The organism is Citrobacter sp. Cf087, assembly GCF_030334285.1.
GTDB lineage: Bacteria > Pseudomonadota > Gammaproteobacteria > Enterobacterales > Enterobacteriaceae > Citrobacter > Citrobacter freundii.
In genome coordinates this window covers 558,916-571,798 of sequence record NZ_JAOWED010000030.1, presented here as the reverse complement: position 1 = coordinate 571,798, position 12,883 = coordinate 558,916, and the positions used below count along the sequence as shown (strand labels likewise).

Sequence of the window (12,883 nt, the reverse complement as noted above, 5' to 3'; positions counted from 1 at the left end):
TTAACTGTCTCGTGATAAGGTGAAATATAATCAGTCCATCAATACCTTAATGCGAATTGAAAGATACAACTTTTCTTCCATCGCCAGTTCATAGTTAAACTCTGATTTTAAATACTCTTCTATTTTTATAATAGAATGTTGCAAGATTAAATCTTTCTCCAGAAAATGTTCATAGATATCACCGATATCTTTATTCTTTATCTTTTCGTTGCATAGCACCCGACAGGAGAAATATTTTAAATGGGTCATGAAACGTGAGTAGTTGAATGCGTTGCGATCTACTCTTTTCTCGTAAACCTTTTCAATAATATCTGTGATTTTTTGTGAGAACTCTATAGTCCTGAGAGATTCATAATTGGAGGTGTTTTCATAGTTATTCAAAATATGCAGGGCGATGAAACCAATCTCATCATCCGGAAGTCGGATGTTAAAATACTCATTGACGATGGATAAAGCATCCCGACTAATAGCATACTCTGACTTGTATAATGCTTTTATCTCATCAAGGAATATATTATTGATTTGGATGCCAGCAGCGCATCGAGAGACTGCATTCGAAATGTGATCGGCAAGAATGAGTAAAAGCGATGGGTTCAACTTTTTGTCAAGATTTATCTCCGCATAACGGACTATTTTTTCAGATACAAAAATATAATCAATATCTACTCTCTCTATCAGTTTGTATAATTTTCCTTTTTCTTCATTTCTGACATAAAAAAATCGATTAGCAGGATGTGGTGGAACAGACATGCCATTTTTTCTGTTGTAACCTACGCCAGGGCCAGAAATGATGACTTCCTGACCATTCATCGATGCCAGCACACAATTATTGTTCATGACTTTTTCGATGATCATTTCATGGCTCCAAAAAAAAAGGCAAGACAAGTAAGAAGTAATAATCACTTCAAACGTTGTCTTGCCTGATTTAACAGTTACAAGATTACTCACTGATGTGTATACCCTACACAGGATTATCTTAAATAAATGAGATGCATGTCCTGTTTTGGGATTAGCATGACAAATTTAAGATGCCAGCCACACATACAACACACTAATAATTCATGTGGTGAATTCATGGGTGGGATATATAATATTTTCCTATGTATAGTGTTGTTCGTCCTTCCTTCAGCAGTGTGTAGGCAATTACTCGCTTAGCGTCTGTGCGATGTCTTTTTGCACCTGCTGGCGCTGTTCTGGAGTCAGCACTTTGTTCAGGTCAAAATAGTATTTCACGCGATAATAACGCGCCTGCTGTTCGATGTTGCTGAATGCCGAAAGCTGTTTTTTGACGGCTGTTTCATCCCACTTCCCGGACTTGATGACGTCAATCAACGCGCCGTCTTTAACATCCTTCACCGAAATCTGGCTTACGTTGGTTTCAAGCTGCTGGTGCAGTTTTTTAATCTGCGCAATCTGGTCAGTGCTCAACTTAAGATGTTGTACTATCGGATCCTGGGCTGGAGCCGGAACATTAGATGTGGTTGCTGCAAGCGTGCTAAAAGAAGCGCCAGCCACGGTAACTGCCAGCAAAGTCATGCGTAAGAAGTTCTTCATGTCGAGATCCTGATAAGGGAATTATTAACATTGTCAGTCACTCGCTGGTTACGAGTGATTATCTTTTGCAGGATACGATGCCCACCGCATGTCGCCACGCGAATTTGTTTTGCGGTTGGTTACGGAGTGAAACAATCCCGCCACGGAAAAACGTTATGCAGCGGGAGTGAAGGCGATAGTTATAGCGTGAACGGGTCGGCATCCTGCCAGGCGGGAAATTTCTCGCGATATTCACGCAGCGCTGAGAGAGACAGTTCTGCGTCAATGCGTGTGGCCTGATGCGGCTCGGCGGTGGCAATAATCTCACCCTGCGGATTAATCACCCGGCTGTCACCGCGATAATGATGCCCGTTACCGTCAGTGCCCACGCGGTTACATCCTGCTACATAAGCCTGGTTCTCAATCGCCCGTGCGGCAAGCAGAACCTGCCAGTGCAGAGAACGCGGCGCAGGCCAATTGGCAACATACAACGCAAGGTCGTAATCGTTGCGATTGCGCGACCATACCGGAAAACGCAGGTCATAACAGACCAACGGCAGAATGCGCCAGCCGCGCCATTCAACAATAACGCGCGCGTCACCCGCCTGGTAATGCTGGTGCTCATCCGCCATGCGGAACAGATGGCGCTTGTCGTAGAAATGCACATTACCTTCGGGTTCAACCAGCAAAAAACGATTCACCGGCCCCCGTTCAGACTGTATCGCCGCGCTACCTGCTATCAGGGCATTTGTCTGCTGCGCTTTGCTACGCATCCAGCTTACAACTTCTTCTTGCGACAACGATTTATTTGCCGCTTCCATGGCAAATCCGCTGGTAAACATCTCAGGCAATACAATGACATCACGTCCGGCGACGGTTTCCAGTTGTCGGTCAAAATGGCGCAGGTTGGCCGGGCCATCCATCCAGATCAATGGTTGTTGCAGCAGAGTAATTTTCAAACCAGGCACGATCGAGGCTCCTCGTTGAACAACATTTTGACACTGTAGCATGAGCATTAATGAAAATGTGGCAATAAAAAGCCCCGCATTAAGCGGGGCTAAACGTCGTGCGAGTGTCGTTATGCGGCTTCGACTTTACGCACTTTCTCTGGCAGCTTTACCGGCTGAGTCGCCAGCTCCTCGGGTTCAAAGTCATCCACGTTGATACTGCGCAGGCGGCTCGCTTCGGCTTTCACCAGAATCGCGGCTTCATCTTTATCAATCAGCCCTTTCGCCAGCGCATTGTGCGCCAGTTCGTCGAGACGGGTAAATGGCAGGTTTTTACCCAACTCTTTACAGATCCGCTGGTGGATTGGGTCGGCTGCAATCACGTCCAGCAGCGCCTCTTCCAGCAAACCAACCGGGTTATGCTCGCTTGGCGTCAGATATTGACCGCGACCAATACGAGAACGAGTAGCGCTCGGAACCTGCAAAATCTTCGCGACTTTATGATCCAATTTGTCAGACGGTGCATGGTAGTGGCGACCGGTAGGGAAGATAACCACATTCAGCAAGCCCGCGACCAGACGGTTCGGGAAGTTCTTCAGCAGATCGTCCATCGCCTGTTCCGCTTTGTACAACGCATCCTGAACGCCCCAGTGAACCAACGGCAGGTCCGCTTCATGACGGCCTTCGTCGTCATAACGCTTCAGCACCGCGGAGGCCAGATACAGCTGACTTAACACATCGCCCAGACGTGCGGAGATACGTTCACGACGCTTCAGACTACCGCCCAGTACAGCCATCGACACATCTGAAAGCAGGGCCAGGTTGGCGCTCAGACGGTTCAGGTGCTGGTAGTAACGTTTGGTCGCATCGCCAGTTGGCGTGCTGCTGGTTAAACCACGCGTCAGGCCAAGCCAGAAGCTACGCACTTTGTTACTGCCGACGTGACCGATGTGTTTGAACAGCAGCTTGTCGAACGCATTCACATCGTTACTCTGTGCCGCAGCCATCTCTTCCAGAACATACGGATGGCAGCGAATCGCACCCTGACCGAAGATCATCATGCTACGGGTCAGAATGTTGGCACCTTCAACGGTAATAGCGATTGGCGCACCTTGATAAGCACGGGCGAGGAAGTTGCTTTCGCCAAGCATAATGCCTTTACCGCCAGTGATATCCATCGCATCGATGATTGACTGCTGCCCGCGGTGGGTACAGTGATATTTCACGATGGCCGACAACACCGCCGGTTTTTCACCCAGCATAATGCCGTAGGTAATCAGTGATGCCGCAGCGTCCATCACGTAGGCGTTACCGGCAATACGTGCCAACGGCTCTTCAATACCTTCCATCTTGCCGATAGAGATTTTGAACTGGCGACGAATGTGCGCATACGCGCCGGTGGCCATCGCGACCGATTTCACGCCGCCCGTCGAGTTAGATGGCAGGGTAATACCACGTCCCACAGACAGGCATTCCACCAGCATGCGCCAGCCCTGACCGGCCATTTTCGGACCACCGATGATGTAATCAATTGGTACAAACACATCTTTGCCCAGTGTCGGACCGTTCTGGAACGGCACGTTCAGCGGGAAGTGACGACGCCCAATTTGTACACCTGGCGTTGAGGTTGGGATCAGCGCACAGGTAATGCCAAGATCTTCTTCGCCACCCAGCAGTTTTTCCGGGTCGGAGAGTTTAAATGCCAGACCCAGCACGGTAGCGATAGGCGCCAGCGTGATATAGCGTTTGTTCCAGGTCAGGCGCATACCCAGCACCTGCTGGCCCTGCCAGTCGCCCATACAAACTACGCCGGTATCAGGGATCGCGCCTGCGTCGGAGCCGGCTTCCGGGCTGGTCAGAGCAAAGCATGGGATCTCCTGACCGCGAGCCAGACGCGGCAGGTAATGATTTTTCTGCTCTTCGGTGCCGTAATGTTGCAGCAGTTCGCCTGGGCCTAATGAGTTAGGCACGCCAACGGTGATCGCCAGGATCCCAGAAACGCCGGAGAGTTTCTGTAGAACGCGAGCCTGAGCATATGCTGAGAATTCCAGCCCGCCGTACTCTTTCTTAATGATCATCGCGAAGAAGCGGTGTTCTTTCAGATATGCCCACAGTTCCGGCGGCAGATCCGCGAGTTCGTGAGTGATCTGGAAGTCGTTCGCCATGCGGCACGCTTCTTCCACGGGACCATCAATAAACGCTTGCTCTTCAGCAGTCAGATGCGGCTGAGGATAGTTATGCAGTTTTTTCCAGTCAGGCTTGCCCTGGAACAGATCTCCTTCCCACCAGGTCGTACCGGCATCAATCGCTTCTTTCTCAGTACGCGACATCGGCGGCATGACTTTACGGAAACCGCGGAACACCGGTGCAGAGATCATAGATTTGCGCATCGGCGTAAAGTTAAACGGTACGAGAATAATGGCCAGAGGAACCAGCAGCCAGACTGACCACAGGCCAGCCACGCCAAGCGCGGCCGTCCAGGCGAGCAAAATTAAGCTGCTGAGGAATAAGCTCACGCGGTGATAAAACAGAACGCTGAGCAGAACAACCGTAGCGATAATACTCAAAATCATCATAACGAAAAGCTCCCTTGCTTGTAGGAGGTCTGACCACTTGTGATGATATGGTTGTAGTGGATGTAAATTCTTTTAGCAATGTGTTTACAAAATAATTACAACAAAGCTCACATTGTTGCTGTTTTAACCGGCACAAAAAATCAAAAGCCGTAGCCATTCCTGTGGCTTGTACTTCTCGCTGGTAGCGCTATCCGGTACACTGCACCTTGTCATTTACATTCATGCTGAAGGATATCCTCATGTACCAGGATCTTATTCGTAACGAACTGAGCGAAGCGGCGGAAACGCTGGCTAATTTTCTTAAAGATGACGCCAATATTCACGCCATTCAGCGCGCGGCGGTCCTGTTGGCAGACAGCTTTAAAGCCGGCGGTAAGGTACTTTCTTGCGGTAACGGCGGTTCCCATTGCGACGCGATGCACTTTGCCGAAGAGCTGACCGGACGCTATCGTGAAAACCGTCCTGGTTACCCTGCTATCGCTATCTCTGACGTCAGCCATATCTCCTGCGTCAGCAACGATTTCGGTTACGATTATGTGTTCTCTCGCTACGTAGAAGCCGTGGGTCGTGAGGGAGATGTCCTGTTAGGCATCTCGACTTCGGGTAATTCCGGTAACGTAATTAAAGCGATTGCCGCAGCGCGTGAGAAAGGGATGAAAGTTATCACCCTGACCGGTAAAGATGGCGGCAAAATGGCGGGCAGCGCGGATATCGAAATTCGCGTGCCGCACTTTGGCTACGCTGATCGTATTCAGGAAATTCATATCAAAGTGATCCATATCCTGATCCAGTTGATCGAAAAAGAGATGGTTAAACCATAAGAAGACGATTGCCGGATGGTGGCTGAAGCCTTATCCGGCCTACATGAGCGCCATGTAGGCCTGATAAGCGCAGCGCCATCAGGCAGTTCACGGTTTTAAGGTAGGTGATGTATGTGCGAACTGCTCGGGATGAGCGCCAATGTGCCAACCGATATCTGCTTTAGCTTCACCGGGCTGGTCCAGCGCGGCGGAGGTACCGGGCCGCACAAAGACGGCTGGGGTATTACGTTTTATGAAGGTAAGGGCTGCCGTACGTTTAAAGATCCGCAACCCAGCTTTAATTCGCCTATCGCCAAACTGGTGCAAGACTATCCCATCAAATCCTGTTCCGTGATTGCCCATATTCGTCAGGCGAATCGTGGAGAAGTTGCGCTGGAAAATACCCATCCATTTACCCGTGAACTATGGGGACGTAACTGGACGTATGCCCATAACGGGCAACTCAGCGGTTATAAATCACTGGAGACCGGTAATTTCCGCCCGGTCGGTGAAACCGACAGCGAAAAAGCCTTCTGCTGGCTGCTCCACAAGCTGACGGAGCGTTATCCGCGCACGCCTGGCAATATGACGGCGGTGTTTAAATATATCGCGATGCTGGCAGGAGAACTGCGGGAGAAGGGCGTCTTCAACATGCTGTTGTCTGACGGACGTTATGTGATGGCCTTCTGCTCGACCAATTTGTTTTGGATCACGCGTCGTGCGCCGTTTGGCGTGGCGACATTGCTGGATCAGGATGTGGAGATTGATTTTAGCTCAGAGACCACACCCAATGATGTGGTCACCGTGATTGCCACTCAACCGTTAACCGGCAATGAAACCTGGCAAAAGATTATGCCAGGCGAGTGGGCATTATTTTGTCTCGGGGAGCGCGTAGTTTGATGCCAGTTGCGGCTGAACGACTTCGTGACTCAACGGCTTGCTGACGACGTAACGGCCATCGACGACGGAAACGGTCGGTGGCTTACGCGTTTGTTCAAAGTAATCGTATCCTGGCTTTAACTGGGCCCAGAAATCTTTGTAATACGAAAACTTATGGCGCTGCATGTTGGCATCGGTCATGCGGAACGGGTAAATGCTCACCTGTACGCTGGATTGTCCGAACACCAGAGCGCCGGTCACAAACTGGAAAATCTCATCAATGCCGTTGTCGGTCATTGCGTAGCAGCCGACGGAAACACAGGCGCCGTGGATCATCAGGTATTTACCTTCATAACCGTGTGCGCGATCGTAGGCATTAGGGAAACCAATGTTAATCGCTTTATAGAAGCGGCTATCCGGTTTCAGCTGTCCACGCTGAACGCTGTAAAATCCTTCCGGACTTTTGAAATCACCCTGACGCTGTTTCGGCCCTAAGCCACCGGAATAATTACAGATCTTATAACTGTCGAGCAATTGATACTGTTCGCCCATCTTGACGTACAGATCCAACGTTCGCTCTTCTTTGAAGATCTGGATATAAACGGGGGAGCCCATTAATTGCTGCTTATATTCTTTGCTGACAGGCGTAGTCGGGCTGCTGCTGCTCAGCAAACCGGCAAATGAAACGCACGGCAATAAAAGCATCGCAAGAAAAAATGCGATTTTACGCATACTGCTTATTCCTTGATAAAACGATTACACACGCCAGGACGGCAAAAAGAGTCCCCAAATCGGATAAATCTGGATCTGGAGCGCTCACATTAGCACCAAGAGAGTTTTTCGCAAGTCTCTCGTGCGGCGTTTACACTTTAGTTTTCCTTTATACGGAAAATTGTGCTTAAAGGCAGTCAGACACTGGCTTGTTTTGCTGGTTAGCACACTGCATTTCGTCTTATTAGTGAAGAATGTCTATTCTATTGAATTTAAAAAATTAATTATTTAATAATCGAATATTAAAAAGGAATGATGGGCAATAGCGGTAGACTGCGGCGAACGTGTTTGACCAGGTATTCTTCTTTTCATGTTTTTTGTCTCTGCACCCCGACGCTTTTTGCCGGGTCTGCTGTCTTTGTGTGTTGTATTGTCCTCACCGTCTGTCGCCAAAGTTCAGCCCCTCTTATCTGACGCCCATGTAAGCTATGCGGCGCAAATTCGCATGCGTAATCGTGCCCGGCTGCTGAAGCAGTATCACGCACAGGTAAAAAAGCAGGCAAGCTACGTGGTGGAAGGCAACGCAGAAAGTAAAAGCGCGCTGCGCCAGCAGAACCGGGCGCTGATTAAACAGCACCCGGAGTGGTTCCCTGGCCCACTAAAAGCCAGCGACCATCGCTGGCAGGAACTGGCTGAGAATGATCATTTTCTCAGTAGCGATCATCTACACAATATCACTGAAGTGGCCATCCACCGACTTGAGCAACAGCTCGGTAAACCCTATTTGTGGGGCGGTACCGATCCGGACGAAGGGTTTGACTGTAGCGGGCTGATTTTTTATGCCTACAACAAAATCCTGGCGGCAAAATTGCCCCGGACAGCGAATGAAATGTATCACTATCGACGGGCTACTATTGTCGCTAACCGCGATCTTCGCCGTGGTGATTTAGTGTTCTTTCATATTCACAGCCGGGATATTGCCGATCATATGGGCGTCTATTTGGGGCAGGGACAATTTATTGAATCACCACGGACAGGAGAAACAATTCGGGTGAGCAATTTATCCGATGACTTCTGGCAGGATCATTATCTAGGCGCTCGTCGTATTCTTACGGAAAATACGATTCTGTAATCAAAAAGGCGGTGTAATGACACCGCCTCGGCAGGCGTTAACTTAACGCCCCCATGATCTTTAATTCCAGTTCATCCGGAACTTCGTTATAAGACAACACCTGTAGGCCCGGGGCAAACAGGCGCGCATAGCGCGCGAGCAAAGGACGTAACTGCGGTGCGACCAGCAGCACAGGCTCTTTCCCCGCCGCTTTCATCTGTTCTTTTATCTGCGGCATATTGGTCTGAAACTGATTCAGCATATTGGGATCGACCGGCACGCTATCCAGCACCACTTTTCCACTTTGCTGAGCCTGATTCACCACATTCGCCAGCAGATTCTCCAGTTCACTGTTCAGCGTATATACGGCCAGCTCATCTTTGCGCACAAACGGGTGGGTAATGCTGCGACGTAGCGCCAGACGCACATCTGCCGTTAACAAAATATGATCTTTGGTCACGGTGCTACTGGCGACAAGTACGGTGGCTATGGTGACGATATCGCGCAATGACACACCTTCGATAAGCAGCGCCCGGTACACTTTCAAGAGCTGGCTGTAATTCAGCGCTGCGCTCAAATCTTCCGCCAGACGTGGCGCCATAGAAGAGAGGCGGTTATGCAACTGCGTAATATCATCGTAATTAAACAGCTCTGGAATATAGTTACGAATGATCTTATTCACATGCGTCGCAATGACGCTGGCACTATCAATAACCTGGTACCCCATATTTAACGCTTTAGCTTTTTGCGCCGGAACAATCCAGGTGACCGGCATACCATAGGCTGGATCGTGGCCTAAAACACCGTCGATCTCGCCATAGGTTTCACTGGAGGGCAGCGCCATCAGCTTATCTGCGGGAATATCGGCTTCATCGGCCTTGATCCCATTGATAAAAATGGCGTACTGGGTTGGTTTAAGGCGGAAGTTTTCGCGGATGCGAATTTCCGGCAGCAGTACGCCGTTCGTGTCTGAGATCACCTGTCGCACACCGCGAATGCGTTGAGTGAGCGGATTCCCTTTGGATTTATCGACCAACGACACCAGCTTATATCCCAGGCTTAGGCTGATAGGTTCTATTAAGGGGATGGTTTCCCAACTGACCTGCTGCTCGGTGGTTTCAGCGATGGTTTTGGTCAGCGTTTCGAGATTTTTCTCGTCGGTCTCAGCCACCTTCGGTCGCTTGCTCATGCGCCAGGCGGTGAATCCCAGCAGGGCGCTGAAAATCAGGAAGGGGAAATGCGGCATCCCCGGCACCACTGCCAGCACAAACATAATGCTGGTGGCGGTATACAGCACGGAGGGGCTGGCCAGCAGTTGGCTACGTACGTCCGTGGCAATATCGCCGCTGTCGCTTACGCGGGTGACGATGATCGCTGCTGCTGTCGACAACAGCAGAGAAGGGATCTGGGCGACCAGGCCGTCACCGATGGTCATCAGTACGTATTGCTGGAAGGCGGCTTCGGCGCTTAAATCGTATTTAAAGATCCCGATACAGACGCCGCCGATCAGGTTGATAGCCAGGATCATCATCCCGGCGATGGCATCGCCGCGCACGAACTTTGACGCACCATCCATCGCGCCATAGAAATCCGCTTCGCCCGCTACGTCTTTACGTCGCGCTTGCGCCTGCGCCTGATTAATCAGTCCTGCGTTCAGATCGGCGTCGATCGCCATCTGCTTACCGGGCATGGCGTCCAGCGTAAAGCGGGCAGAAACTTCGGAGATACGCTCCGCACCTTTGGTCACCACGATAAAGTTAATGATCATCAGAATGATGAACACCACAAAACCGACGACAAAGTTACCGCCGATCACCACCTGACCGAAAGACTCAATCACCTTACCGGCAGCGCCTGCGCCCATATGCCCATGCAGTAACACCACGCGTGTTGACGCCACGTTCAGGGTCAAGCGCATTAAGGTGGTGATCAGCAAAATGGTCGGGAACAAGCTGAATTCGAGCGGGCGTTTTGCGGAAACGGCCACCAGCAGCACCATCACCGCCAGCACGATGTTAAAGGTGAACAGAATATCCAGCAGGGCCGGTGGTAACGGCAGGATCACCATCGCCAGGATACACAGTATGACCAGCGGAATGCCGATGTTACCGTTACGCAGCAGCGCGAGGAATTGTTTAGTTGTTTTCGGCATCCAGTTTAAGAACCTCTTTTGGAATGGAAATATGTCTGTTCAGAGAAGGGCGGGTTTGGGAACCATCACGTCAGTGTTTCATTTGCAGTACATAGGTCAGGACGTGTGCAATCGCCCGATACAGTTGAAATGGGATCTGTTGATTCACCTGGGTGGTGTAATAAACGGAGCGTGCCAGCTTAGGAAACTCAACGATTTCAATATTGCTTTCTGCCGCTACCTGCCTGATATACAGCGCGATTTCATCGGTGCCTTTGGCAACCACGAAAGGCGCTGCGGCGCGTGACTGGTCGTACTGTAGCGCCACGGCATAGTGGGTTGGGTTGGTGATCACCACATCGGCTTTTGGCACAACTTTGCGAATTTGCCCCATCGCCATTTGCCGTTGCAGGCGACGGATCCTGGCCTTAACCTCGGGTTTACCTTCTTGATTTTTATACTCTTCTTTCACTTCCTGTTTCGTCATCTTCAGCCCTTTGGTGAACATTTTTTTCGCCAGAGGGACATCGATCACCGCAAAGAAAACAAACAGGATGACAAAGTTGCGCATGATGCTGCTGTACAGCGCCAGACCATCGCTGATGGACTGTTTGAAATGAAGCTCTTGTAAGCCGAGAAACGCGGCAACGTTATTGCGTACGCTGATCCATAGCATCACCAGCAGCACTATCGCTTTGAGCGTCATCTTGCCGGTATCCACCAGATGATCGGTGGAAAACAGGCGACCAATCCCTTTTATCGGGCTTAATTTGCTAAAGTCCGGCAAAATTTTCTTCGGCAGGAATAGCCAGCCTCCCGGAACCAGTGAGGCAAACAGCGCGGCAACCGGCATGGGTAACAGCGTCAGGATGAATTTCCCCAGAATCAGCAGATGGTGTTCAAGGAACTGACCGATGATGTCCGGGTCATTAATGTTCTGCGCGTACTGATGCACGCTGATAAAGCTTTCACGCACGAAATCTTCGTACCAGGGAAAGCTGCTGGAGATCACCATAAACGCGGCAAACAGACTGGCGGCAAGCCCCATATCTTTTGAACGCGGTATTTGTCCCTCTTGTCTGGCCTTGCGAAGTTTTTGCGCCGAGGGTTTTTCTGTTTTTTCTTCGCTACTGTTATCCGCCATAGTGCCCCTTCAGCGCGTCAAGCTGCTGTAAGACGAAATTCGCCAGGTGCAAATAGTGGTCGGGCAGGTTGTAAAGCAGAGTCGCAAAGCAGATCAGGCCCGCCAGCATGTTAATGGGAAAACCTAATGAGTACAGATTGAGCGGCGGCGCAATACGGTTTAGCAGACCAAAGCAGCCCTGAACAATCAGCATGATAAAGGTTGTCGGCAGCGCCAGCAGCGTGGCGGCAGCGAATACCCAGCCCAGCGCCAGAGAAATCGTGCGCAGAGATTGCGGATGCAACGCATTGCCAATCGGCCAGTAAGTAAAGCCTTTGAATAAAATGCTCACCAGCAGCAGATGCCCGTCCATGGCAAAAAACAGTATCACCGCGTAGATGTTGATCATTTCCGCCAGTACCGTCGTTGACGCGCCGCTGCTGGGGTCGTTCATCACCGCCATGCTCATCCCCATATTAAAAGAGAGGATTTGGCCCGCCAGTTGTAGCGCTAAAAATAAAAACTGCAGCATCAGGCCGAAAAGCATTCCCCACAGAAACTGCTCCGTGGTCAAAATAATACTGTTCATCGACAGCAGGCTGGTGGGCACCGGGTGGGGGATAAGCGGCGTAATGATAAAGGCCAACGCCAGTGACAAAATAATGCGTATACGTATGGTCAGCGCGGCATTATCCAGTACTGGTGCGTAGTGAATAAACGCCATAATGCGTACGAAGGGAAACCACATTCCCAGTATCAGATTACTTAACTGTGTAATATCGGTTTCGCGCATGTTAGTGCACCAGAATGGCGGCCTGAGTGAACAGATGCACGCAGAGATCGCTCAACTGGACGATCATCCATTTTCCGCAAATACCCAATACCGCGAGGGTGACGATTAGCCTGGGTAAAAAACTAAGCGTTTGTTCGTTAATCTGCGTCACAGCCTGAAAAATGCTGACCAACATACCGACCAGCAGGCTGGGAACGACCAACACACAGACTAAAATGATCACAACTTTTATACCGCTGGCAACGATGTCTGCGGCTACATCAATGGTTAGCATGTCTG

11 protein-coding genes and 1 pseudogene are annotated in these 12,883 nt (G+C 50.3%); 3 read left to right on the top strand and 9 right to left on the bottom strand.

The window, feature by feature from the left end:
- Positions 1 to 30 precede the first annotated feature (30 nt).
- The 4 genes from OGV57_RS16550 to fadE form a co-directional block, all read right to left on the bottom strand.
- On the bottom strand, positions 31 to 855 hold the full coding sequence (locus OGV57_RS16550; protein WP_032937063.1) for a PRD domain-containing protein: 825 nt from the start codon (positions 853 to 855) through the stop codon (positions 31 to 33).
- Between the two features lie 288 nt (positions 856 to 1,143).
- A complete protein-coding gene (locus tag OGV57_RS16545) occupies positions 1,144 to 1,554 on the bottom strand; it encodes a Spy/CpxP family protein refolding chaperone (RefSeq protein WP_003838871.1) in 411 nt (136 codons plus the stop codon).
- Between the two features lie 179 nt (positions 1,555 to 1,733).
- Complete coding sequence (locus OGV57_RS16540; protein ID WP_054528094.1) at positions 1,734 to 2,501, bottom strand: amidohydrolase; 768 nt, start codon at positions 2,499 to 2,501, stop codon at positions 1,734 to 1,736.
- A gap of 110 nt (positions 2,502 to 2,611) precedes the next feature.
- Complete coding sequence (fadE, locus tag OGV57_RS16535) at positions 2,612 to 5,056, bottom strand: acyl-CoA dehydrogenase FadE (RefSeq protein ID WP_003031392.1); 2,445 nt, start codon at positions 5,054 to 5,056, stop codon at positions 2,612 to 2,614.
- A 239-nt stretch (positions 5,057 to 5,295) separates the two neighbouring features.
- On the opposite strand from fadE, the gene lpcA reads away from it, so the two are divergent.
- Both lpcA and OGV57_RS16525 read left to right on the top strand, forming a co-directional pair.
- The gene (gene lpcA / locus OGV57_RS16530; protein ID WP_003031390.1) at positions 5,296 to 5,877 is read left to right on the top strand and encodes a D-sedoheptulose 7-phosphate isomerase; all 582 of its coding nucleotides are present in this window, start codon (positions 5,296 to 5,298) and stop codon (positions 5,875 to 5,877) included.
- A gap of 111 nt (positions 5,878 to 5,988) precedes the next feature.
- Complete coding sequence (locus OGV57_RS16525) at positions 5,989 to 6,756, top strand: class II glutamine amidotransferase (protein ID WP_003031388.1); 768 nt, start codon at positions 5,989 to 5,991, stop codon at positions 6,754 to 6,756.
- On the opposite strand, the gene dpaA is transcribed toward OGV57_RS16525, so the two are convergent.
- Entirely contained in the window at positions 6,727 to 7,467 is a 741-nt protein-coding gene (gene dpaA / locus OGV57_RS16520; RefSeq protein WP_054528095.1) for a peptidoglycan meso-diaminopimelic acid protein amidase, read from the bottom strand. The two genes, OGV57_RS16525 and dpaA, sit on opposite strands and share 30 nt — an antisense overlap.
- Positions 7,468 to 7,816: 349 nt before the next feature.
- Between dpaA and OGV57_RS16515 the strand changes: the two genes are divergently transcribed.
- Entirely contained in the window at positions 7,817 to 8,578 is a 762-nt protein-coding gene (locus tag OGV57_RS16515; protein WP_049016133.1) for a C40 family peptidase, read from the top strand.
- Positions 8,579 to 8,615: 37 nt separating this feature from the next.
- On the opposite strand, the gene flhA is transcribed toward OGV57_RS16515, so the two are convergent.
- The 4 genes and pseudogenes from flhA to OGV57_RS16495 all read right to left on the bottom strand — a co-directional run bounded on the left by flhA (position 8,616) and on the right by OGV57_RS16495 (position 12,878).
- Positions 8,616 to 10,709, bottom strand: coding sequence for a flagellar biosynthesis protein FlhA (gene flhA, locus OGV57_RS16510; RefSeq protein ID WP_003838865.1), 2,094 nt, complete (start codon positions 10,707 to 10,709; stop codon positions 8,616 to 8,618).
- Positions 10,693 to 11,832: pseudogene (gene flhB, locus OGV57_RS16505) on the bottom strand (flagellar biosynthesis protein FlhB). The gene flhA and the pseudogene flhB overlap by 17 nt, the downstream one beginning before the upstream one ends.
- Positions 11,822 to 12,604, bottom strand: a complete 783-nt coding sequence (fliR, locus tag OGV57_RS16500) for a flagellar biosynthetic protein FliR (protein ID WP_003843839.1) — start codon at positions 12,602 to 12,604, stop codon at positions 11,822 to 11,824. Before fliR ends, flhB begins: the two are co-directional and overlap by 11 nt.
- A 1-nt stretch (position 12,605) precedes the next feature.
- Positions 12,606 to 12,878, bottom strand: a complete 273-nt coding sequence (locus tag OGV57_RS16495; RefSeq protein ID WP_003838859.1) for a flagellar biosynthetic protein FliQ — start codon at positions 12,876 to 12,878, stop codon at positions 12,606 to 12,608.
- Positions 12,879 to 12,883: the final 5 nt, after the last annotated feature.

Bases quoted from the DNA above. Each gene is read 5' to 3' on its own strand.
- OGV57_RS16545 (WP_003838871.1), bottom strand. From the start codon at position 1,554: ATGAAGAACTTCTTACGCATGACTTTGCTGGCAGTTACCGTGGCTGGC.
- lpcA (WP_003031390.1), top strand. From the start codon at position 5,296: ATGTACCAGGATCTTATTCGTAACGAACTGAGCGAAGCGGCGGAAACG.
- fliR (WP_003843839.1), bottom strand. From the start codon at position 12,604: ATGCGCGAAACCGATATTACACAGTTAAGTAATCTGATACTGGGAATG.
- OGV57_RS16495 (WP_003838859.1), bottom strand. From the start codon at position 12,878: ATGCTAACCATTGATGTAGCCGCAGACATCGTTGCCAGCGGTATAAAA.
- OGV57_RS16550 (WP_032937063.1), bottom strand. From the start codon at position 855: ATGATCATCGAAAAAGTCATGAACAATAATTGTGTGCTGGCATCGATG.
- OGV57_RS16515 (WP_049016133.1), top strand. From the start codon at position 7,817: ATGTTTTTTGTCTCTGCACCCCGACGCTTTTTGCCGGGTCTGCTGTCT.
- dpaA (WP_054528095.1), bottom strand. From the start codon at position 7,467: ATGCGTAAAATCGCATTTTTTCTTGCGATGCTTTTATTGCCGTGCGTT.
- OGV57_RS16525 (WP_003031388.1), top strand. From the start codon at position 5,989: ATGTGCGAACTGCTCGGGATGAGCGCCAATGTGCCAACCGATATCTGC.
- fadE (WP_003031392.1), bottom strand. From the start codon at position 5,056: ATGATGATTTTGAGTATTATCGCTACGGTTGTTCTGCTCAGCGTTCTG.
- flhA (WP_003838865.1), bottom strand. From the start codon at position 10,709: ATGCCGAAAACAACTAAACAATTCCTCGCGCTGCTGCGTAACGGTAAC.